The 19,042-nt window shown below is 72.3% G+C and carries 21 protein-coding genes and 2 tRNA genes; 11 read left to right on the top strand and 12 right to left on the bottom strand.

What is annotated here, in order from left to right; all coding sequences use genetic code 11:
- Positions 1-28 precede the first annotated feature (28 nt).
- The gene (gene nikR, locus P2T37_RS06945; protein WP_276236071.1) at positions 29-457 is read left to right on the top strand and encodes a nickel-responsive transcriptional regulator NikR; all 429 of its coding nucleotides are present in this window, start codon (positions 29-31) and stop codon (positions 455-457) included.
- Here nikR and P2T37_RS06940 read toward each other — a convergent pair.
- The 4 genes from P2T37_RS06940 to P2T37_RS06925 all read right to left on the bottom strand — a co-directional run bounded on the left by P2T37_RS06940 (position 454) and on the right by P2T37_RS06925 (position 2,919).
- Positions 454-1,239, bottom strand: coding sequence for a polysaccharide deacetylase family protein (locus tag P2T37_RS06940; protein ID WP_276236070.1), 786 nt, complete (start codon positions 1,237-1,239; stop codon positions 454-456). The genes nikR and P2T37_RS06940 overlap by 4 nt on opposite strands.
- A 66-nt stretch (positions 1,240-1,305) precedes the next feature.
- Positions 1,306-1,378, bottom strand: a tRNA-Gln gene (locus P2T37_RS06935).
- Between the two features lie 30 nt (positions 1,379-1,408).
- Entirely contained in the window at positions 1,409-2,425 is a 1,017-nt protein-coding gene (locus tag P2T37_RS06930; RefSeq protein WP_276236069.1) for an AIR synthase family protein, read from the bottom strand.
- A 420-nt stretch (positions 2,426-2,845) separates the two neighbouring features.
- A tRNA-Lys gene (locus P2T37_RS06925) sits at positions 2,846-2,919 on the bottom strand.
- Positions 2,920-2,997: 78 nt separating this feature from the next.
- Between P2T37_RS06925 and P2T37_RS06920 the strand changes: the two genes are divergently transcribed.
- Positions 2,998-4,218 carry a M20/M25/M40 family metallo-hydrolase gene (locus tag P2T37_RS06920; protein WP_276236068.1) on the top strand — a complete coding sequence of 407 codons (1,221 nt, stop codon included), beginning with the start codon at positions 2,998-3,000 and terminating at the stop codon, positions 4,216-4,218.
- Here the strand turns inward: P2T37_RS06920 and P2T37_RS06915 are convergent.
- Positions 4,203-4,871, bottom strand: coding sequence for a DUF7119 family protein (locus P2T37_RS06915; RefSeq protein WP_276236067.1), 669 nt, complete (start codon positions 4,869-4,871; stop codon positions 4,203-4,205). The genes P2T37_RS06920 and P2T37_RS06915 overlap by 16 nt on opposite strands.
- Positions 4,872-4,938: 67 nt before the next feature.
- Positions 4,939-5,091 (bottom strand): hypothetical protein, encoded by a 153-nt coding sequence (locus P2T37_RS06910; protein WP_276236066.1) that lies wholly within the window; start codon positions 5,089-5,091, stop codon positions 4,939-4,941.
- A gap of 197 nt (positions 5,092-5,288) precedes the next feature.
- On the opposite strand from P2T37_RS06910, the gene P2T37_RS06905 reads away from it, so the two are divergent.
- The 6 genes from P2T37_RS06905 (at position 5,289) to P2T37_RS06880 (ending at position 11,353) form a co-directional block, all read left to right on the top strand.
- Entirely contained in the window at positions 5,289-5,633 is a 345-nt protein-coding gene (locus P2T37_RS06905) for a DUF8134 family protein (protein ID WP_276236065.1), read from the top strand.
- Positions 5,634-5,716: 83 nt separating this feature from the next.
- Positions 5,717-7,489, top strand: a complete 1,773-nt coding sequence (locus P2T37_RS06900; protein ID WP_276236064.1) for a nitrite/sulfite reductase — start codon at positions 5,717-5,719, stop codon at positions 7,487-7,489.
- Positions 7,490-7,872: 383 nt separating this feature from the next.
- Positions 7,873-9,360, top strand: a complete 1,488-nt coding sequence (locus P2T37_RS06895) for a sulfatase (protein ID WP_276236063.1) — start codon at positions 7,873-7,875, stop codon at positions 9,358-9,360.
- Positions 9,360-10,376, top strand: a complete 1,017-nt coding sequence (locus P2T37_RS06890; protein WP_276236062.1) for a lysylphosphatidylglycerol synthase transmembrane domain-containing protein — start codon at positions 9,360-9,362, stop codon at positions 10,374-10,376. Before P2T37_RS06895 ends, P2T37_RS06890 begins: the two co-directional genes overlap by 1 nt.
- A gap of 46 nt (positions 10,377-10,422) precedes the next feature.
- On the top strand, positions 10,423-11,055 hold the full coding sequence (gene serB / locus P2T37_RS06885) for a phosphoserine phosphatase SerB (protein ID WP_276236061.1): 633 nt from the start codon (positions 10,423-10,425) through the stop codon (positions 11,053-11,055).
- Positions 11,056-11,131: 76 nt separating this feature from the next.
- Entirely contained in the window at positions 11,132-11,353 is a 222-nt protein-coding gene (locus tag P2T37_RS06880; RefSeq protein ID WP_276236060.1) for a hypothetical protein, read from the top strand.
- Here P2T37_RS06880 and P2T37_RS06875 read toward each other — a convergent pair.
- From P2T37_RS06875 to P2T37_RS06865, 3 genes are read right to left on the bottom strand one after another with little or no spacing between them, the layout of a single operon-like run.
- On the bottom strand, positions 11,341-11,490 hold the full coding sequence (locus P2T37_RS06875; RefSeq protein ID WP_276236059.1) for a hypothetical protein: 150 nt from the start codon (positions 11,488-11,490) through the stop codon (positions 11,341-11,343). The genes P2T37_RS06880 and P2T37_RS06875 overlap by 13 nt on opposite strands.
- Positions 11,491-11,520: 30 nt before the next feature.
- Positions 11,521-12,714: a homoserine O-acetyltransferase MetX gene (gene metX, locus P2T37_RS06870; protein ID WP_276236058.1), complete on the bottom strand. Its 1,194-nt coding sequence runs from the start codon at positions 12,712-12,714 to the stop codon at positions 11,521-11,523.
- On the bottom strand, positions 12,711-13,988 hold the full coding sequence (locus tag P2T37_RS06865) for an O-acetylhomoserine aminocarboxypropyltransferase/cysteine synthase family protein (RefSeq protein WP_276236057.1): 1,278 nt from the start codon (positions 13,986-13,988) through the stop codon (positions 12,711-12,713). Before P2T37_RS06865 ends, metX begins: the two co-directional genes overlap by 4 nt.
- 251 nt (positions 13,989-14,239) lie before the next feature.
- Between P2T37_RS06865 and P2T37_RS06860 the strand changes: the two genes are divergently transcribed.
- On the top strand, positions 14,240-14,995 hold the full coding sequence (locus P2T37_RS06860) for an SDR family oxidoreductase (protein ID WP_276236056.1): 756 nt from the start codon (positions 14,240-14,242) through the stop codon (positions 14,993-14,995).
- Complete coding sequence (locus tag P2T37_RS06855; protein ID WP_276236055.1) at positions 14,988-15,914, top strand: carbohydrate kinase family protein; 927 nt, start codon at positions 14,988-14,990, stop codon at positions 15,912-15,914. The genes P2T37_RS06860 and P2T37_RS06855 overlap by 8 nt, the downstream gene beginning before the upstream one ends.
- Here P2T37_RS06855 and P2T37_RS06850 read toward each other — a convergent pair.
- The 3 genes from P2T37_RS06850 to P2T37_RS06840 are packed head-to-tail and all read right to left on the bottom strand — an operon-like array spanning position 15,911 to position 18,300.
- Entirely contained in the window at positions 15,911-16,732 is an 822-nt protein-coding gene (locus P2T37_RS06850; RefSeq protein ID WP_276236054.1) for a BtpA family protein, read from the bottom strand. The two genes, P2T37_RS06855 and P2T37_RS06850, sit on opposite strands and share 4 nt — an antisense overlap.
- Before the next feature lie 24 nt (positions 16,733-16,756).
- Entirely contained in the window at positions 16,757-17,173 is a 417-nt protein-coding gene (locus P2T37_RS06845; RefSeq protein ID WP_276236053.1) for a DUF7988 family protein, read from the bottom strand.
- Positions 17,173-18,300, bottom strand: coding sequence for an MBL fold metallo-hydrolase (locus P2T37_RS06840; RefSeq protein WP_276236052.1), 1,128 nt, complete (start codon positions 18,298-18,300; stop codon positions 17,173-17,175). The genes P2T37_RS06845 and P2T37_RS06840 overlap by 1 nt, the downstream gene beginning before the upstream one ends.
- Before the next feature lie 86 nt (positions 18,301-18,386).
- Here P2T37_RS06840 and P2T37_RS06835 point away from each other — a divergent pair, with 86 nt between their 5' ends.
- On the top strand, positions 18,387-19,019 hold the full coding sequence (locus P2T37_RS06835; RefSeq protein ID WP_276236051.1) for a rubrerythrin family protein: 633 nt from the start codon (positions 18,387-18,389) through the stop codon (positions 19,017-19,019).
- Positions 19,020-19,042 lie beyond the last annotated feature (23 nt).

Here is a 19,042-nt window from a genome sequence, read left to right as displayed (position 1 = left end):
TAATATCTGACACCGACTGTATTGTTACATGGTCGTCGTCAGCGTCTCGATGCCCGAGGAACTGCTGGAACGGCTCGACGGCTTCGCCGACGAGCACGGCTACACCGGCCGCAGCGAGGTCATCCGGGAGGCGTCCCGGAACCTCCTCGGGGAGTTCGAGGACAAGAAGCTGGAGGGGCGCGAACTGATGGGTATCGTCACCGTGGTGTTCGACTACGAGACGACCGCCGTCGAGGAGCGCATGATGCGCCTGCGCCACGAACACGAGGACCTGGTCGCCTCGAACTTCCACAGCCACGTCGGCGACCACCGCTGTATGGAACTGTTCGTCCTGGAGGGCGACCTCACGGAGATATCGACGTTCGTCGGGAAGATACGCGCGACGAAGGACACCCTCACCGTCGACTACTCCGTCCACCCCGTGGACGACTTCGGCCCGCTCGCCGGGATGGACTAGCGACCGGCGATGTCCCCCGTCGTCGCGAACCGCGCCCCCGCATCGCGGGCGTGCTCGACGAACGCGCCGAGCCGTGCCAGCCTGTCCTCCCGCCCGATGACCTGTGGGTGCATCGTGAGCACGAACACGCCGTCGTCGGGCGCGTGGTCGAACTGCGCGCGCCAGTCCTCGAACACCGCGGCCTCGGGCATCCGCGCCCGCGACCCCGAGAAGGCCAGCGGCGGGTAGTCGTCGCGGTGCCACGACACCGGCACCTCCACGAGGTCGGTCGCCTCGCCGGGGTCGTACGGTCCGTCCGCGGGCGCGTCGTCCCGGCGAACGGGGTACGGTTCGTACTGCCGGGCCATCCCCGACGAGGAGTGGTCGAAGCCGAACTCGACCAGCAGGTCGACAGTGTGCTCGGAGTAGTCCCACGACGGCGAGCGGTAGCCCGCGGGCGGCGACCCGGTCAGCCGTTCGATGCTCTCGATGCCGCGCTCGATGTCGGCGCGCTCGGCCTCGCGCGAGTCGTACTCGCCCGGCGGCGTGTGGCTCCACCCGTGGTGGCCCACCTCGTGGCCCTCCGCGACGACGCGCTCGCACGGGTCCGGAAAGCTGTCTATCGTGTGGCCGGGGACGAACCACGTCGCCGGCAGGTCCCGCGCGGCGAGGAAGTCGAGGACGTTCGGCGCGCCGACCTCCGCGCCGTAGCGGCCCCGCGAGCGGTTCGTCGGCGTGTTCCGCCCCTCGATGTGGAGCCACGGCGAGACGGCGTCGAAGTCGAACGTGAGACAGACGTCCATGCCGCGCGGTCGCGGCGGGCCGTGTTAGGTCCCCCGGCGCGCCGCTCGGCGTGTGAGAACGGGAAGTAGTTCCACCAGGATTCGAACCTGGGTCGTTGCCCCCAGAAGGCAACAGGATTGGCCGCTACCCCATGGAACTGCGCAGTAAGTGGTAGCCCGGTGGCGTATTTCAACGTTGCGGACCGCGCTCCCGGAACTCGTCGTACTTCGGCCACGAGGGGTCCGTGCCCGGGTGCCGGAGGCGTTCCCCGTCGGCGTACACGCCCTCGCCCGCCGAAACCTCGCCGACGACGGCCGCGGGCGTCCCGCGCGATTCGAGCGCCGCGACGAGGGCGTCGGCGTCGTCGGGCGCGACGGCTATCAGCAGCGTCCCCGACGCGGTGACCTGCCACGGGTCCACGTCGATGGCCTCACAGACCGCGCGGACGCCCTCGGCGTACGGCATCCGGTCGCGGTGCAGGTCGAACCGGACGCCCGCGCCCGTCGCCATCTCGACGAGGCCGCCCTGGACGCCGCCCTCCGTCGCGTCGTGCATCGCGTGGACGTCGAACTCCGCGGCCGCGAGCGCGTCCTCGACGCAGGCCGTGTCGTCGATGCGTGTCTGTGCCGTCGCGACCGTTTCGGCGTCGAGGCCCAGTTCCTCGGGGAACAGCGAGGCGAACAGCCCCGCCGTCTCCGCCGCGGGCCCGGTGGTGACGACGAGCGCGTCGCCGGGGCGCGCGCCGTCCGGGCGGACCACGTCGTCGTGGTCGCCGACGCCGAGGACGGTGGCCGCGCCGACCCACGGGAACTCGACGCCGGCGTAGCGGGCGGTGTGGCCCGTCGTCACGCTCACGCCGAGTTCGCGGGCGCGCTCGTCCATCGCGGTCCACGCCTCGGCGAACTCGGCGTCGGTCATCGCCGGCGGGAGCGAGAAGCAGACGGCGAGGTGGGAGGGCGCGATTCCGGAGACGGCCACGTCCGCGAGACAGATGTCGAGCGCGAACCGGGCCGCCCGGTCGAAGCCGAGTGCCGGCGGGAGCGACAGCGGGTCGGTCGCGAGCACGAGCGCGTTCCCGCCGACGTCCACGACGCCGAAGTCGACGCCCGCGGTCGGTCCGAGGCGCACGTCGTCGCGCTCGGCGCCGAGGTTCGGCCGGATGGTCTCGCGGAAGAACTCGCCGCTCACCTTGCCGAGGTCGGTCATGTCCCCCGGTGGTATCGGCCGGGCAAAGGTCTCCCCCTTTCGCGCATCCGGGCCCCTGACGCGGTGGCCGAGACCGACCGCTCCGCAGGAGCGTGTCGGTCATGGGGGAGGGTTGGTGCGGAGCGGTCGCGGTCGGGTGGGGTGGGACTGAAAGGGGCGAGGCGGAGCGGGAGCGTCACGACGGTGAGCGGTCGCGAAGCGACCGCGAACGACGCGAGGCTACGTCTCGCGGAACAAGCACCGCAGCGAGTGCGTGGCGCGCCCGGAGGGCGGGCCACGAGGCGAACGGCGAAGCCGTGAGCGAAGCGAGCGAGGCGCGCAGCGACTCGCGCGACCGCTCCGCCTCGGGGCTTTCGAGGTGTTCTCGCTTCAGGCGTCACGGGCGGGCCGCTGACTGACCGAGGAGTTCCACACGAAGAACGGGCCGAGCGGGAATTGAACCCACGACCGTCCGGTTAAAAGCCGGACGCTCTGCCGGGCTGAGCTATCGGCCCTCGCGGAAAAATAACGGCAAGAGGGGGTAAACAGTTTCGATAGGTGGGATTCATCCGGGCGGGAACGGGAGGAAGCGTATGGACAGACGCGCGTTCGTCGAGCGCCTCCTCCGGTACGACACGACGGGCGGGACCGAGGCCCCCGCACAGGCGTGGCTCCGCGACCGCCTCGACGCGCTGGGGTTCGACACCTACGAGTGGACCGCCGACCCCGCGGCGCTCGCGGAGCACCCCTCCTTTCCGGACGACCCGGACCCCGCGTTCGCCGACCGGCCGAGCGTGGCGGGCGTCCACGAGTTCTCGGCCGGGGGGCCGACCCTGCTCCTGAACGGGCACGTGGACGTGGTGCCGGCCGACCGCGCGGCGTGGACGACCGAACCCTTCGACCCCGTCTGGGACGGCGACGACCTGACCGCGCGGGGCGCGGCGGACATGAAGTCGGGGCTGGCGGCCTGCGTGTTCGCGGCGCTGGACCTGCGCGAGCGAGCGGAACGCGGGGAGGCCGACCCGGTCGGGCGCGTCGTCGTCGAGAGCGTCGCGGGCGAGGAGGAGGGCGGCGTCGGGGCCGCGGCGGCCGCGCTGTCGAACCCCTACCCGTTCGAGCGCGACGCCTGTATCGTCGCGGAGCCGACGGAGTTGCGCCCCGTCGTCGCGACGGAAGGGAGCGTGATGAAGCGGCTGGAGTTGACGGGCCGGTCGGCCCACGCCGCGACGCGGTGGCGCGGCGACGACGTGCTGGACGCGTTCGCCGCGGTGCGCGAACGGTTCCGCGCGCTCGAAACCGAGCGGGGCGAGCGCGTCGAACACCCGCTGTACGGCGACTACCCGGTGGCGTGGCCGGTGGTCTGCGGGACCGTCGAGGCGGGCGACTGGCCCTCGACGGTGCCGGCCTCGCTCACCGCGGAGTGGCGTCTCGGCGTCGCGCCCGGCGAGACCGTCGCCGAGGTGGAGGCCGAGTTCGAGGCCGCGCTCGCGGACGTGGCGGCCGACTGGGCGCACGCGCCCGCCTTCGAGCGGTTCTCGGTGCAGTTCGAGCCGAGCGAGATAGACGCCGACGAGTCGGTGGTCGGGGCGGTGCAGTCGGGGATGCGAGCGGAAGGACTCGACGACACGGACCCCGTCGGCGTCACCTACGGCGCGGACGCGCGCCACTACGTCGAGGCGGGTATCCCGACCGTGCTGTTCGGGCCGGGCACCATCGACGAGGCGCACTACCCGGACGAGACGGTCGAGTGGGGGGAGGTGGAGACGGCGACGAACGTGCTCGCGAGCGCGGCGGAGCGTTACCTGTCGAGGTAGCCGTCGAGCGCGTCGGCCACCACGTCCGCGGGCGACTCGTCGGCCAGCGCGGCGTGCCGGCGGAGCGCGCGGTAGGTGTCCGGCGGGAGCGACAGTTCCACGCGCCCGAGGTCCACGTCGGCGTCGGCCAACGCCGCCTCGACGCTCGCGCCGTCGTTGACCCGCGAGGCCGCGGCGCGCACCTCCCGTACCGTGAGGCCGTGGTCGAGGACGGCCCACGCGAGCAGGAACCGCGCCTCGCCGGGGACACGCGCGATGTGCTTCGCGGCGGTCGGGGGAATGCGCCCGAGCGCGACGTACCGGCGCACCGAGCGGGGCAGGTCGTGGACGCGCGCCCACTTGCGGATGAAGGAGACGGACGCCGCGCCGCCCGCGCGCTCGGCGGCGGCCTTGTACGAGCCCTCGCCGCGGACGAGCGCGGCGCAGGCGGCCGCGCCCCGGAGCATGTAGACGTTGTCCGTCCCGCCCGCGGTGTTCTCCGCGAAGCGGGCGACCGTCTCGGCCGCCTCCGCGAGGCTGTCGGGGTCGTCGGGGTCGAAGCGGGCCGCGTCCTCGCCGGCCACGTCCCGCCGGATGACGGGTTCGCCGACCGGGGACTCGCGGTGGCCCGGCTCGTCGCCCGGCAGGTCCGCCGCGTCGTCGCGCGGACTCATCTGTCCGCGATAGGCCGCGCCGCGACAAAAGTTCCCCGTCGGTGTGCGCGCGGGGGGAACGAGCGGGTCACTCCTCGTCCGACTCGTCGGCCGCCTCGTCCTCCCGCTCGCTCGTGTGCTCCCATATCTCGGTACAGCCGCAGCCGTCCGCCACGTCGTCGAGGTGGCTGGTGTCCACGTCCTCGTACCGCTCGTCGCGGCTCTCCTCCGACTCGCTCACATTCGACCCTCCCCGTGCGGGGGGACACGGCTCGTTCGACTCATTACCGGGGGAAGGGGCGGACGCCGTATAACGTCGCCCTCAGGCGTAATCGCTACCCCTGCTGCGGCCTACCGGCGGGGGTTGCCAGTATCCGGGACGACCGCGACGACGGCCGCGAGCGTCGGGCTTACGGCCGGGCGCGCCCTTCGCGTCACGTGGTCACCTCGATCCACCAGCTCGACGACGGCGCGTGGGTGAGCGTCAACGACTCGCGGGCGGTGAACGTCTCCGACCTGTGGCGGCTCGCCCGCGGCGACTTCTGCCCCTGCGAGGTCGCGGACTTCCTCGCGGAGGGGTTCGTCGAGGTGGGCGCCGACGCCGGTCGGGTCGAGGCGCGCGTCGCCGGCCGCTGTATCGCCTGCGGCACGGAGGGCGTCACCGACTGGCTGGAGCTCGGCCGCGCGGACCCGGAGACGGGCGTGTTCCGGCCCGTCGTCCCGTCGAGCGTCCACGTCCCCGACCGCCGCCGGCGACTCGCGCGTCCGGCGTCGTCGGAGTGAGAAATTCTTGCTGGTAAACGCGAGCCGAGGGGAGGTTTGACGCGGCGCGCGCGTGTATATGCGGGGAGCCGTTCTACCCGTCCATGCCGACCAAGGTCGAGGGCTGGAAGAGCGAGGCCTACGGGAACGAGGTCCGCGACCGCCTTCTGGAGTTCGCCGAGGAGGGATGGGAGTCCATCCCCGAGGACGAACACGACGAGTGGTTCGAGCGCTTCAAGTGGTGGGGACTGTACCACCAGCGGAAGGGCCAGGAGAGCTACTTCATGATGCGAATCGGGACGCCCAACGGCGTCCTCGAACCCGGCCAGCTGGAGGTCGTTGCGGACGTGGCCGACGAGTTCGCGCGCGGCCCGGCCGACAACCCCGAGTTCGGCGGCGCGGTCTGTGACTGGACCACCCGCCAGTCGATTCAGCTCCACTGGATCAAGCTGGAGGACATCCCCGAGATATGGGACCGGCTCGAATCCGTCGGGCTCTCGACCCAGCAGGCCTGCGGCGACTCGTGGCGCAACATCGTGGGCTGTCCCGTCGCCGGCAAGGACACCGAGGAGTTCGTGGACGCGTGGCCCGTCGCCGAGGCCCTCAACGAGGAGTTCACGGGCAACGAGGAGCACTCGAACCTCCCGCGCAAGTGGAAGGTGTCCGTCACCGGCTGTAGCGAGGGCTGCGGCCAGGGCGACATCAACGACCTCGCGTTCGAGCCCGCGACGAAGGAGATAGACGGCGAGGAGCGGAAGGGGTTCAACGTCCGCGTGGGCGGCGGCCTCGCCCGCAAGGAACCCCGGCTGTCGCGCTCCATCGACGTGTTCTGTACCCCCGACGAGGTGTCGGAGGTCGCCGGGGCGTGTTCCGCGCTGTTCCGCGAGCACGGCGACCGCGAGAACCGCTTCAACGCCCGCATCAAGTTCCTCATCGACGAGTGGGGCACCGAGAAGTTCCGCCGCGTCCTCGACGAGGAGTTCGTGGACGGCGAACTGCGGACGGCGGGCGAGGACCTGCGCGACCAGTACACCTACAACGCCGGCGACGGCGAGCACGGCGACCACGTCGGCGTCCACGAACAGCCCGACGGCAACTACTACGTCGGCCTCTCCGTCCTCGTCGGGCGGATGGGTGCCGAGGACACCCGGACGCTCGCGCACCTCGCCGACGAGTACGGCTCCGGCGAGGTCCGCATCACGCAGCGACAGAACCTCATCGTCACGGACGTCGATTCCGACCGGCTGGACGAGTTCCTCGACGAGCCGCTGCTGGAGGACTACTCGCCCGACCCGCACCCGTTCATGCGCGGCTCCATCGCCTGCACGGGGACGGAGTACTGCTCGCTCTCCATCGTGGAGACGAAGAACCGGATGGTGCGCTACGCGCGCCACCTGCGCGACACCGTCGCCGTCCCCGACGGCGTCGAGGACTTCCACATCCACCTGTCGGGCTGTACGGCCTCCTGTGCCCAGCCCCAGATAGCCGACGTCTCCCTGCGCGGGATGAAGACGCGCAAGGACGGCGAGCCGGTCGAGGCGTTCGACATCGGCCTCGGCGGCGGCCTCGGCGAGAACCCGCAGTTCGCCGACTGGGTCGAGATGCGCGTCGCCGCCGACGAGGTGCCCGGCTACATCGGGAACCTCCTCTCCGTGTTCGAGGCCGAGCGCGAGGACGGCGAGAGCTTCCGCGAGTTCGTCGCCCGCCACGACGAGGACGACCTGACCGGCCTCGCCGAACCCGAGGAGACGGGCTACGAGGACCCGTACATGCACAACACGAAGATGACCTGGTACCCCTACGCCGACGACGACGACATGTCGGCGAGCCCCGCCCCGACGGACGGGAGCGGCGAGCCGATTCCCTCCGACGACTAGTCTCCGGGCTCCGTTCCTCTGTTTTCGTTACGCCGGAGACTGACACCGCCGAAGCCCTCGCCCGCTCGCGGTGCTCGCGGCGGGTCCGCCCCTGTCGGCTGTGGCGCGCGCTGGCGAGCATCTCGTGGCGAGTCAGCCAGCGCGCGAGGGAGGAGTGACGAGCGAAGCGAGCAACGAGTCGGCTGGGGAGGCGTGTGGGCGGTGCGGTCGCGGGGCGGTACTCATGGAACCGCGCGAGCAGGGCGTTCCGGAAGCAGTAACCGGAGGCGACGGGCGCGGTCAGGACGGTCGCGGAACCGACACCTGAACGGAAGCACGGACGCGGAACACCCCGAACGAACGGAGACCACGAACTTTATTCGCCTCACGCGGGAGGTTCGGACATGACACCGGCCCCGGACCGGAACGTCCTCTTCGTCGTGATGGACACGGTCCGCAAGGACCACCTCACGCCGTACGGGTACGAGCGGCCCACCACGCCGGCGCTCGAATCGTTCGCCGAGGAGGCGACGGTGTACGAGCAGGCCGTCTCGCCCGCGCCGTGGACGCTCCCCGTCCACGCCTCGATGTTCACCGGCCGCTACCCGAGCGAGCACGGCGCGAGCCAGGAACAGCCGTACCTCGACGAGTCGGTCGGCACGCTCGCGGAGGCGATGCGCGCGGCCGGCTACGACACCGCGTGCTACTCCTCGAACGCGTGGATAACGCCGTACACCCGACTCACGGCGGGGTTCGACGAGCAGGACAACTTCTTCGAGGTGATGCCCGGCGAGTTCCTCTCCGGAACGCTCGCTGATCTCTGGCAGAAGGTCAACGACAACGACCGGATGCGCGCGATAGCGAACCGCCTCGTGGAGCTGGGCAACGACGTCCACGAGTACTTCGCCGGGGCGGAGGGCGCGGACTCGAAGACGCCCGAGGTCATCGACAACACGGTCGCGTTCACCGAGGAGGCCGACGAGTGGTTCGCGTTCGTGAACCTGATGGACGCCCACCTCCCGGTGTATCCGCCCGAGGAGTACCGCGAGGAGTTCGCGCCCGGGGTGGACCCGGACGAGGTGTGTCAGAACTCGAAGGAGTACAACTCCGGGGCGCGCGACATCTCCGAGGGAGAGTTCGACGACATTCGGGGGCTGTACGACGCCGAGATACGCCACATCGACGCGGAGCTCGAACGGCTGTTCGACCACCTGAAGGCGACCGACCAGTGGGAGGACACCCTCGTCGTCGTCTGTGCCGACCACGGCGAGCTCCACGGCGAACACGGGCTGTACGGCCACGAGTTCGGCATCTACGACCCGCTCGTCAACGTCCCCCTGCTCGTGAAGGCGCCCGGCACGGAGCCGAGCCGGTCGGACGTGCAGGTGGAGATGCAGGACCTCTACCACACGGTGCTCGACTTCGCGGGCGTCGAGGCCACGGAGACCGGCGAACCCGTCGATACCGCGCGCTCGCTCCTCTCCGCGGACTACCGCGACTTCGCCGACGGCGAGTACGCCTTCGTGGAGTACCACCGGCCCGTGGTCGAACTCAAACAGCTGGAGACGAAGGCCGCGGAGGCCGGCATCGACCTCGACGAGGACTCGCGGTTCTACTCGCGGATGCGGGCCGCGCGCCGCCCCGACGGGAAGTACGTCCGCAACGAGCGCATCGACGACGAGGCGTACCGGCTGGACCGCGACCCCGACGAAACCGAGAACCTCGCGGGCGCGGACGACGAGGTGCTCGCCGAGGTGGAGGCCACGCTTCGGGAGTTCGAGGCGCGCGTCGGCGAGACGTGGGACGACGACTACGACCCGGACGCGGACGTGCTCGGCGACATGGACGGGGCGACCAAGGACCGGCTGCAGGACCTCGGCTACCTGGAGTAGTGGCCTCCTCGCTCCCCCTCGACCGCGGGACGCTCGCCAAGACGCTCGCGGGCTTTCTGGTCGCCGCCGTCGTGCTCGCGCTGTTCGTCCTCGGGGTCGGCCTCGACCAGGTGACGCGGGCGCTCGCCGAGGCGGACCCCCGCTGGCTCGCGGTCGGCTGTCTCTCGACGGCCGCCTGTCTCGCGCTGTGGGGGAAGGCCTGGCAGGTCGTCCTCCGGGTCGCGGGCATCGACGTGGCGTACCGGCGGCTCGTCGTCACGTACTTCGCCGCGACGTTCGCCAACTACGTCACCCCGCTCGGGCAGGCCGGCGGCGAGCCGTTCATCGCGTACGTCCTCTCGCGGGACACCGACGCCACCTACGAGGAGTCGCTGGCCTCCGTCGTCACCGCCGACCTGCTGAACCTACTCCCCTTCTTCTCCTTCTCGGCGGTCGGCCTCTCCGTGCTCCTGCTCCAGTCGTCGCTCCCCGCCGCGGCGAAGGGGCTGGCACAGGGCCTGCTCGCGATGGCGCTCGGCGTCCCCGCGCTCGTCGTCGTCGGCTGGCGGTTCCGCGAGCGCGTCCGCGGCGGCCTGCTCCGGCTGGCGGAGCCGGTCGCCGGCCTCACCGACCGGCTCTCCGTCGAGGGGATCGCGGCGCGCATCGACGGCCTGTACGAGGCGTTCGGCCGCATCGCGCAGGACCGCGTCGCGCTCGTGGAGGCCGTCGCGTTCGCCTACCTCGGGTGGGTGTTCTTCGCGCTCCCGCTGTACTTCGCCGGGCAGACGCTCGGCTTCGCGTCCATCACTCCCCTGCTCGTGCTGTTCGTCGTCCCGGCCTCGACGCTCGCGGGGCTGACGCCCTCGCCCGGCGGCCTCGGCGGCGTGGAGGCGGCGCTCGTCGCCCTGCTCGTCGCGCTCACCGGACTGACGCTCGCGCAGGGGCTGGCGGCCGCGCTCGTCTACCGCGTGATGAGCTACTGGTTCGCGCTCGCGCTCGGCGGCCTCGCCGCGCTCGCGGTCGTCGCGCGGTCGTGACTGTCCGAACCGGTGGCTTCTGGTGTGGTGGGCTCGCAGGCCGGGTATGCTCGTAGCCTTCGACTTCGACGGGACGCTCTCGGACTCCGAGATGACCGTGCTCCTCGGGGAGCGCCGCGGCGTCGCCGACGAGATGGCGGCCATCACGGAGCGCGCGATGAACGACGAGATAGAGTACGCCACGTCGCTGCGCGAGCGCGCCGCGCTCCTCGACGGCCTCCCCGAGAGCGAGGCCGCCGCGGCGTTCGACGAGGTGGTGCTGCGCGACGGCGCGGCCGAGGTCATCGACGCGCTCCGGGCCGCCGGCCACACCGTCGCCGTCCTCACTGGCGGGTTCGAGCGCGGCGTGGAAGCGGCGCTCGCCCGCGCGGGAACCACCGTCGACGTCGTCGTCGCCAACCGCCTCCCCGTCGCGGACGGCGAACTCACCGGCGAGGTCGAGGGGCCGCTCATCGAGGGGACGAAGGACGACGAACTCGCGCGCCTCTCCACGGAGTACGGCGTCCCGGTGGCCGACACGGTCGCGGTCGGCGACGGCGCGAACGACCTCCCGATGCTGGAGGCGGCGGGCCTCGCGGTCGGCTTCGCGCCCAAGCCCGCTGTCGCGCCGGCCTGCGACGAGACGGTGACGACGATGCCCGACCTGCTCGCGCTGTTCGAGACACACGGGCTGGTCTGAGCCGGGCGTCTGACGCGCGTCATCCCCGCGGCGTACGTGACTTTTTGCCGTTCCACCCGAAACGGAGGGGTAGCGAATGGGCCTCCTCTCCCCCCTCGGTTGGCTGGCCGAACAGACGAGCAGCTATCCGTTCCGCATCTCCGGCGGCATCGCCGCGCTCGGCGGCGGGACGGCCACCTACCTCGGCGTCGGGCCGGGCGCGACGGTGACGGACGTGACGGCGTTCGCGAGCGCCCACCCCGCCTACGTCGCGGCCGTCGTCGTCGGCCTCGCGGCGCTGCTGTTCTACGACGGCTGACCGTCGTCGAGCCGCGACTCCAACTCCTTGATGCGGCGCGTGACCGCCTCGCGGTCCTCGATGTTCACCGTCCGTTCCCGGATGCGGAGAAAGCGCAGGCGCGTCCGTATCTCGGCCTCGGTGGCGTCGTCGTCCATGCCAGAGCCAGGGGCGCGCGCGTCGAAAGCCTACCGCGAGAAGAGGCTGGTGTGGACGGGCGCGAAGTCGTCGCCCGTGTCCGCCTCCTCGACGGTGTCGGAGACGGCCCGGCCCCGGACGCCGTCGGCGAGGAAGTCGTCGAGCGGCGGGCCGACCGACTCCGGTTCGACGAGGAAGGCGTCGTGGCCGTGGTCCGACTCCACGACGTGGTGGGCGACGCGGCCCGCACCCTCGCGGACCGCCTCGGCGAGCGCCTCCCCCTGCTCGACGGTGAAGTGCCAGTCGCCGGTGAAGGAGAGGACGAGCGCCTCGCCGTCGAACGCCGCGAGCGCGTCCGCGTCCGAGTCGTAGCCGCCCGCGAGGTCGTAGCTGTCCATCGCCCGCGTCAGGTAGAGGTAGGAGTTCGCGTCGAACCGCTCCGCGAACCGCTCGCCGTTGTAGTCGAGGTACGACTCGACCTCGCGGTACGGGAAGAAGCCCGCCGCGGGGTCGAGTTCGAACGCGTCGCGCGCGGCGTCCATGCCCGCGGAGCGCCGGCCGAACTTCTTCTCCATCGAGGACTTCGAGAGGTACATCACGTGGCCGACCTGCCGGGCGAGCGCGAGCCCCTGCACCGGCCCGTCGCCGGGGTAGTAGTCGCCGCCGTCCCAGTCGGGGTCGGTGGTGATGGCCCGCCGCGCGATGGCTTCGAGCGCGAGACACTGCGCGTCCAGCCGCGCCCCGGTGGCGACGGCGACGACCCGCTCGACGCCGTCCGGGTGCTGTTTCGCCCAGTCGAGCGCGTTCATCCCGCCGACGCTCCCCCCGACGACGGCGTGGAGGTTCGGAACGCCGAGTTCGTCGAGCAGGCGGCGCTGCGCGCGCGTCCAGTCGCCGACGGTCACCGCCGGGAAGCGGGTCCCCCACGGCTCCCCGTCGGGGGCCTCCGACGGCGGGCCCGACGAGCCGTAACACGACCCCGGCACGTTCGCGCAGACGACGTAGTACTCGTTCGTGTCGATGGCCTTGCCCGGGCCGACGATGTCGTCCCACCACGCCGCGGCCTGCCCCGCGGTGTCGCCCCGGCGGCGACGCCCGGCGACGTGCTGGGAGCCGGTGAGCGCGTGACAGACGAGGACGGCGTTGTCCCCGGTGAACTCCCCGTACTCCTCGTAGGCGACGGTGAGGTCGGGCACCGACTCCCCGCAGTCGAACTCGAACTCGCCGAGCGACAGTTCCGTCATGCCGAGATCGCCCCGTCGAGGTCCGCGACGATGTCCTCCGGGTCCTCCAGTCCCACCGACAGTCGGACGAGGTCGGGCGTGACGCCGGAGGCGCGCTGTTCCTCCTCCGACAGTTGGGCGTGGGTCGTGCTCGCCGGGTGGATGACGACCGTGCGCGCGTCCCCGATGTTGGCGAGGAACGTCGCCACCTCCACCTCCTCGCAGACGCGCTTGCCGCCCTCGAAGCCGTCCGTCAGCCCGAAAGTTACCATCCCGCCGTACCCGTCGAGGTACTCCCCCGCGAGGTCGTGCGTCTCGTGGTCCGCAAGGCCGGGGTAGTTCACCCACGCCACGTCGGGGTTCCCGGCCAACCACTCCGCGACGGCGCGGGCGTTCTCGCAGTGGCGGCCCATCCGCAGGCCGAGCGTCTCGACTCCCTGGAGCGTCGCCCACGCGTCGAAGGGGCTCTGCTGGTCGCCCAGCGAGCGGAGGCCCCGCTGGCGGGCGGCCGCCTCGAACGCCCGGTCCCCGAACCGCTCCGTGAAGTCCAGCCCGTCGAACGCCGGGTTCGCCGTCACCTCGGGGTACTTCTCCGGGTAATCGCCCCACGGGAACGAGCCGCCGTCCACGAGGACGCCGCCGACCGTCGTCCCGGAGCCGTGTATCCACTTCGTCGTGGACTCCCAGACGAGGTCCGCGCCGTGGTCGAACGGCCGGCACAGCGCCGGCGTCGCGAACGTGTTGTCCACGAGCAGCGGGACGCCGTGCTCGTGAGCCACGTCGGCGATGTCCTCTATCGGGGGCGTCACCAGCGACGGGTTCCCGACGGTTTCGAGGTGGACGTACGCCGTGTCCTCGTCGATGACCGCGGCGTACGCCTCGGGGTCGAGCGTGTCCACGAACCGCGCCTCGACCCCCCGGCGGCGCGCGGTGTAGCTCAGGTACGCGTGCGTCCCCCCGTAGATGGAGGACGCCGAGACCACGTTGTCGCCCACGTCCGCGAGCACCAGCGTCGCGGCGTCGAGCGCCGCCATCCCCGACGAGGTGGCACACGCGCCCGTCCCGCCGTGGAGGTCGGCGAGGCGCCGTTCGAGCGTCCCCGTGGTCGGGTTCGAGATGCGCGAGTAAACGTGGTCGTCGCCCTTCAGCGCGTACAGGTCCGCGGCCGTGTCGGCGTCCGCGAACTCGTAGGAGGTGGTCTGGTAGATTGGCGGCGCGACCGCCCCCGTCGCGGGGTCCGGGTCGTGCCCGGCGTGGAGACACCGCGTGTGGAAGCCGAGGTCCCGATTGCTCATGTACTACGTGCATATCTCTGAACGAATCTATAACCGAGAGTTACGGCAAGAATTGAAACGGTGTTCCGTCGGTAATGGCCCGAGTGCGGGGACGAGCGTGAACACCTCGAAAGCCCGGCCCGGCTACGAGAGAACGGCGAACATCTCGAAAGCCCCGAGGCCGCACCGCCCCAACCCTCCCCCATGACCCGCACGGCCGGGAAACTCCCGGAGGCGAAAGAGCGAGGTAACGGGGCCGAGAGTCGTGTGGTATGAGCCAGTCGCTGAACGGCAAGACGGCGGTCGTGACGGGAGCGAGTTCGGGCATCGGGGCGGCGACGGCCGCGGCGTTCGCGCGCAACGGCGCGGACGTGGTGGTCGCGGCCCGGCGCGAGGAGCGCCTCGAATCGCTCGCGGCGGACCTCGAATCGGCCCACGACGCGACCGTCGAGGTCGTCCCGACGGACGTGACCGACGAGGCCGCGGTGGAGTCGCTGATAGAGGCCGCCGTCGAGGCGTTCGACGGCATCGACGTGCTCGTCAACAACGCCGGCCTCGCGGCGGGGTCGGACATCGCGGAGATGAGCACGGACTCGTACCGGACGATGATGTCCGTCAACTGCGACGGGATGTTCTACGCGACGCGCGCGGCCATCCCGCACCTGCGCGAGTCGGAAGGGACGCTCGTCTTCATGGGGAGCTTCGCGGGGCAGTACCCCCGGCCGTTCAATCCGGTGTACGCCGCGACGAAGTGGTGGACGCGCGGCTTCGCGAAGTCCGTCTCCGCGCAGGTGGGCGACGACTTCGGCGTGACGGTCGTCAACCCCGCGGCGGTCCGCACGGAGTTCGCCGTCGAGGGCGAGGGGGAGTTCTCCTCCGAGCCGTTCGAGGAGCAGTTCGCGCCCGGCGAGGCCGTCGAGCCCGAGGAGGTCGCGGACGCCGTCGTCTTCGCGGCGAAGCAGTCCCCGTCGATGGTGAGCGAACTCGACATCTACGACCGGGACAAGCTGACGCTGCTCGATGGCTGACGCCCCCGAACTCGTCACCGTCGGCGGCGCGATGGTGGACCGCTACTACACGCTGTCGAACCTCCCCGAACCCGACGGCGGGTCGTACGTCCGCGAGCGCCGCGACGGGGTGGGCGGCGTCGCGGCCAACGTCGCCAGCGCCGCGGCGCGGCTCGGCCGCGACACGGGCATCGTCTCGCGCGTCGGCGAGGACGCGGCCGGCGACACCGTGCTCGCGGACCTCCGGGAGCGCGGCGTCGATACCGACCGGGTCCGCCGCGGCCCCGAGGAGTCGACCTACTCGCTCGTCTTCCGGGCGGACGGCGAGCGGATGGTCGTCACCGGCGGCGAGTCGTGTGCCGCGCTCGCGCTCGCCGAGGGCGATCGGCCCTACCTGCGCGACGCGGGCGTCGTCGCGGCCACCGCCTACGTCCCCGAGCGTGCCGCCGACCCGCTCGTGGCGATGGCCGAAGCCGACGAGGTGACGCTCGCCTTCGACCTCTCGGGGCCCCTCGCGGAGCTGGCGGACCGGGCGATGACGCCCGCCACCATCGACCGGGCCGTCGGGGCCTGCGACCTCTTCCTCGCGGGCGAGGTGGCGCTCGCGGCCTACCTCGACCACCACGGCGCGGACGACCCCGTCGCCTTCCTCCGGGAGCGGGGCGTCGAGCGCGCCGCGCTCACCCGCGGGGCCGACGGCGCGACCCTGCTCACGCCGGACGGAACGCTCGAAATCGACGCGTTCGACGTCGAGGTCACGGACGCGACCGGCGCGGGCGACGCCTTCCTCGCCGCGCTCGCGGACGCGTGGCTCCTCGACGGGAACTCGCCCGAGGAAGCGGGCCGCTTCGCCGCCGCGGTCGCGGCCTGCAACTGCCGCGGCGACGGCGCGCGCGGCGGCCTCCCGACGCGCGAGGAGGCACTCGCGCTCCTCCGCTAGCGCACCCGGTCGGCCGCGGCGACGAGTTCCTCGACCCGGCCCACCGAGACCGGATTGGTCGTCCCGCCCCCCTCCTTCAGCGCCGTGCCGACGACGACGCCGTCCGCGACCCGCAGGAGGTCGCCCACGGTGTCGGCGGTGACGCCGCTGCCGACGAAGACGGGAGTGTCGAGTTCGAGCGCGTCGCGGCGCTCGACGGCGTCCTCCACGGTGTCGAGCGGGGTGGCCCGCCCGGTGCGCGCGCCGGAGACGACGACCCCGTCCGCGAGGCCGCGCTCGGCGGACTCCGCGAGCGACTCCGCCTCGAAGGACTCGCTCGCCAGCGGCGCGGAGTGTTTCACGTCCACGTCCGCGAGCAGGCGCACGTCCGCGTCGATGCGCTCGCGCAGGCGGGCCGTCTCGTGAGCCTTCCCCTCGACGATACCCTGGTCGGTGACGCGCGCGCCGACGTGGACGTTCACGCGGACGAAGTCGGCCCCGGCGGCCGCCGCCGCGCCGACCGCCGCCCCCCCGTCGTTCCGGAGGACGTTCACGCCGACCGGGAGGCCGCTCGCCTCCTTCACCGTCCGGGCCAGCGTCGTCAGTTCCGCGACGACGTGTTTCGGCACGTCGTCGGGGTAGAAGGGCGCGTCCCCGAAGTTCTCGACCATCACCGCGTCGACGCCGCCCTCGGCCAGCCGTTCGGCGTCGCGCCGCGCGGCCGCGTGGAGGCGGTCGCGGCCCCCCTCGCGGTCGTACCGGGGCGCGCCCGGCAGCGCCGGGAGGTGGACCATCCCGACGACGGGCCGGGCCGCGCCGAAGACCTCGCTCGTGTCCATACCCCCGCGTCGGTCGCCCCCGTCTTAATCGGTCGTCTCCACGACGACCGCTTCCTCGGGCGTCGTCGCGGCGCGCTCGTAGCGCCGGCGCTCGCCGTCGGCGACGAGGCGGAAGGCCCGCACGCGGACCAGCAGGCGCGTATCGAGCGTGGCGCGCAGGAGGAGTCCCTCGCCCGTGACGACGACGTACGGCGGCGCGGCCACCGGGTCGGCGGCGAGCGACCCGCCGGCCGCGGCGACGCACTCGCGGAGGACGGCGGGCGCGGCGTCGAGGACGCCCGCACGGTCGAGCGCGGCCCGATATGGGGGAACCACGCGCTCGCGGTCGGTCGTCGCGTCGCCGTCCCACCCGGCGGCGACGGCGGCGGCGCACTCGAGGACCGCCTCCGTCCACGCGCGGCGGTCGCCGAGCAGGCGGTCGCGGACGGCGGCCGTGTCCATCAGTCGGCGCTCGCGGCGCAGTTGTTCGGGCCGAGTTCGAGTTCGAACGCCTCGTCGTCGGCCGCCGCCTCCCGCCCGAGGTTCACGGCGACGATGCGCTCGTCGTTGGCGGGGCGCGGGCCCAGTCCCTCCAGCACGCGCGCGACGAACGACTCGCGGTCGGTCCCGAAGGGCCACAGCCGTTCCCGGAGGTCGCCGAGCGGGGCGGTGTAGGTGCCGTCGGGGGCGCGCTCTGCCCCCTCGCCGTAGTGGCCGGGCGCGACGACCGTGTCGTCGGGGAGCGGGGCGAGCCGCTCGGTCAGGGTGCGGTGGAGGTCGCGGGCGTGTTCGGCCGCGTCGTCCCCGGATTCGAGGTCCGGTCTGGGCACGCCGTCCACGAACAGCGTGTCGCCGCACAACAGCACGTCGCCGACGCGGAGCGACACCATCCCCGTGGTGTGACCGGGCGTGGCGAGCACGGCTATCTCGGTGTCGCCGAGCCCGATAGCGTCCCCGTCGGCGAGCGTTTCGACCTCGTAGGTCACGCCGCGCGCGACGGCGCGTTCGGACATGTACCGGGTCGCCGCCACGTCGCGCAGGCCGCTGACGTGGTCGGCGTGGACGTGGGTATCGACGGCCGCCACGAGGTCGGCCCCGCGGTCGCGGGCGTCCGCCGCGTAGCGGTCCGCGAACGCGCGAAGCGGGTCGACCACCAGCGCCTCGTCGCCCGCGACGACGAGGTAGGCGAGACATCCCGAGGAGGGGCGGCGATACTGGACGACGGTCGCCTTCCCGGCGTCGAGTTCGGTCGCGCGGTAGACGCGCGCCCACCCGTGCATTCCCTCGGCGAGGTTGACGGCGTCGACGCCCGACTCGCGGAGCATCGCGGCCACCTCGTCGCTCGCCTCGCCCCGGGCGCACACCACGACGACCGGTTCGGCGAGGTCGTCGGGGAGCAGGTCGGCAGGGTCGCTCGTGGAGCGCGCTCGCGCGGCGACGAACTTCATGTACGGCACCTCGACGCGGTCGACGGTCGGCCCGTCGATGCGCCACTCGTCCGTCTCCGTGCGGTTCCGGGTGTCGAGCAGGGTGACGCGCTCGCCGCGGTCGATGCGGTCGGCGAGCGCCTCGGGCGAGAGGGCGTCCATACCGACGAGTGCCGTTCGGCGGCGATAAAGCCACGGCCGGGTCGGGCGCGGGTAGCCTTAACACGCCGCCGGGCGAAGGTCGAGGCATGGACGGAACGGACGTCGTCGCCGCCGTGCGCGAGGAGTGTGCCACGGAACTCGACCGCCTCGGCTCCGAGAAGGCGCTCGTGGCCGCGACCGACGCGGTGCTGGAGCGCGACGCGGTGCTCGACGCCGCGGGGGCCGCCGAGGCGCGGGCCCGCGACACCTTCTCGCGGTGGGCGACCGACGAGACGGACGCGACGGCACGCCACGCGTTCGACGCCATCGCCGGCACGGAGCGCGAACACTTCGAGCGGGTCGCGGAACACCACCCGACGACGCCGGAGGACCCGCCGCTCGACGGCGTCCACGAGTACCTCGACGGGCTGGACGACACGGCGGCGCGCGTCGGCGCGGGCCTCGTCGGGCGGCCGCTCGTCTCCTCGCGGTCGATGCTGCAGGTCATCAACTTCTTCGTCAACGAGGGCGCGAACGCCGAGGCCGACCTGTTCCGGGCTCTCCGCGCCGAGACGGACGACATCGTGGAGCGGGGCGCGGAACTGCTGGACTCCGTGTGCGACTCGGAGGGGGACTACGAGCGCGCCCGCGAGGCGGCCGTCCGGGTGGTCGAGATCGCCTACGACGAGTACGCGACCGGGCTGGAGGGGCTCGGCGTCGACCCGAAGCCGGTCTGCTAGCGGTCGGGCGCGCGTGACCGGCC

Origin of the sequence: Halosegnis marinus (assembly GCF_029338355.1) — an archaeon.
Taxonomy (GTDB): Archaea; Halobacteriota; Halobacteria; order Halobacteriales; family Haloarculaceae; genus Halosegnis; species Halosegnis marinus.
Note: the sequence above shows the minus strand (reverse complement) of the source record. Positions and strands in the feature narration are given on the sequence as shown.

Coding starts and splice junctions, on each gene's coding strand:
- nikR (WP_276236071.1), top strand. CDS start 29: ATGGTCGTCGTCAGCGTCTCGATGCCCGAGGAACTGCTGGAACGGCTC.
- P2T37_RS06940 (WP_276236070.1), bottom strand. CDS start 1,239: ATGGACGTCTGTCTCACGTTCGACTTCGACGCCGTCTCGCCGTGGCTC.
- P2T37_RS06930 (WP_276236069.1), bottom strand. CDS start 2,425: ATGACCGACCTCGGCAAGGTGAGCGGCGAGTTCTTCCGCGAGACCATC.
- P2T37_RS06920 (WP_276236068.1), top strand. CDS start 2,998: ATGGACAGACGCGCGTTCGTCGAGCGCCTCCTCCGGTACGACACGACG.
- P2T37_RS06915 (WP_276236067.1), bottom strand. CDS start 4,871: ATGAGTCCGCGCGACGACGCGGCGGACCTGCCGGGCGACGAGCCGGGC.
- P2T37_RS06900 (WP_276236064.1), top strand. CDS start 5,717: ATGCCGACCAAGGTCGAGGGCTGGAAGAGCGAGGCCTACGGGAACGAG.
- P2T37_RS06895 (WP_276236063.1), top strand. CDS start 7,873: ATGACACCGGCCCCGGACCGGAACGTCCTCTTCGTCGTGATGGACACG.
- serB (WP_276236061.1), top strand. CDS start 10,423: ATGCTCGTAGCCTTCGACTTCGACGGGACGCTCTCGGACTCCGAGATG.
- P2T37_RS06880 (WP_276236060.1), top strand. CDS start 11,132: ATGGGCCTCCTCTCCCCCCTCGGTTGGCTGGCCGAACAGACGAGCAGC.
- P2T37_RS06875 (WP_276236059.1), bottom strand. CDS start 11,490: ATGGACGACGACGCCACCGAGGCCGAGATACGGACGCGCCTGCGCTTT.
- metX (WP_276236058.1), bottom strand. CDS start 12,714: ATGACGGAACTGTCGCTCGGCGAGTTCGAGTTCGACTGCGGGGAGTCG.
- P2T37_RS06865 (WP_276236057.1), bottom strand. CDS start 13,988: ATGAGCAATCGGGACCTCGGCTTCCACACGCGGTGTCTCCACGCCGGG.
- P2T37_RS06860 (WP_276236056.1), top strand. CDS start 14,240: ATGAGCCAGTCGCTGAACGGCAAGACGGCGGTCGTGACGGGAGCGAGT.
- P2T37_RS06855 (WP_276236055.1), top strand. CDS start 14,988: ATGGCTGACGCCCCCGAACTCGTCACCGTCGGCGGCGCGATGGTGGAC.
- P2T37_RS06850 (WP_276236054.1), bottom strand. CDS start 16,732: ATGGACACGAGCGAGGTCTTCGGCGCGGCCCGGCCCGTCGTCGGGATG.
- P2T37_RS06845 (WP_276236053.1), bottom strand. CDS start 17,173: ATGGACACGGCCGCCGTCCGCGACCGCCTGCTCGGCGACCGCCGCGCG.
- P2T37_RS06840 (WP_276236052.1), bottom strand. CDS start 18,300: ATGGACGCCCTCTCGCCCGAGGCGCTCGCCGACCGCATCGACCGCGGC.
- P2T37_RS06835 (WP_276236051.1), top strand. CDS start 18,387: ATGGACGGAACGGACGTCGTCGCCGCCGTGCGCGAGGAGTGTGCCACG.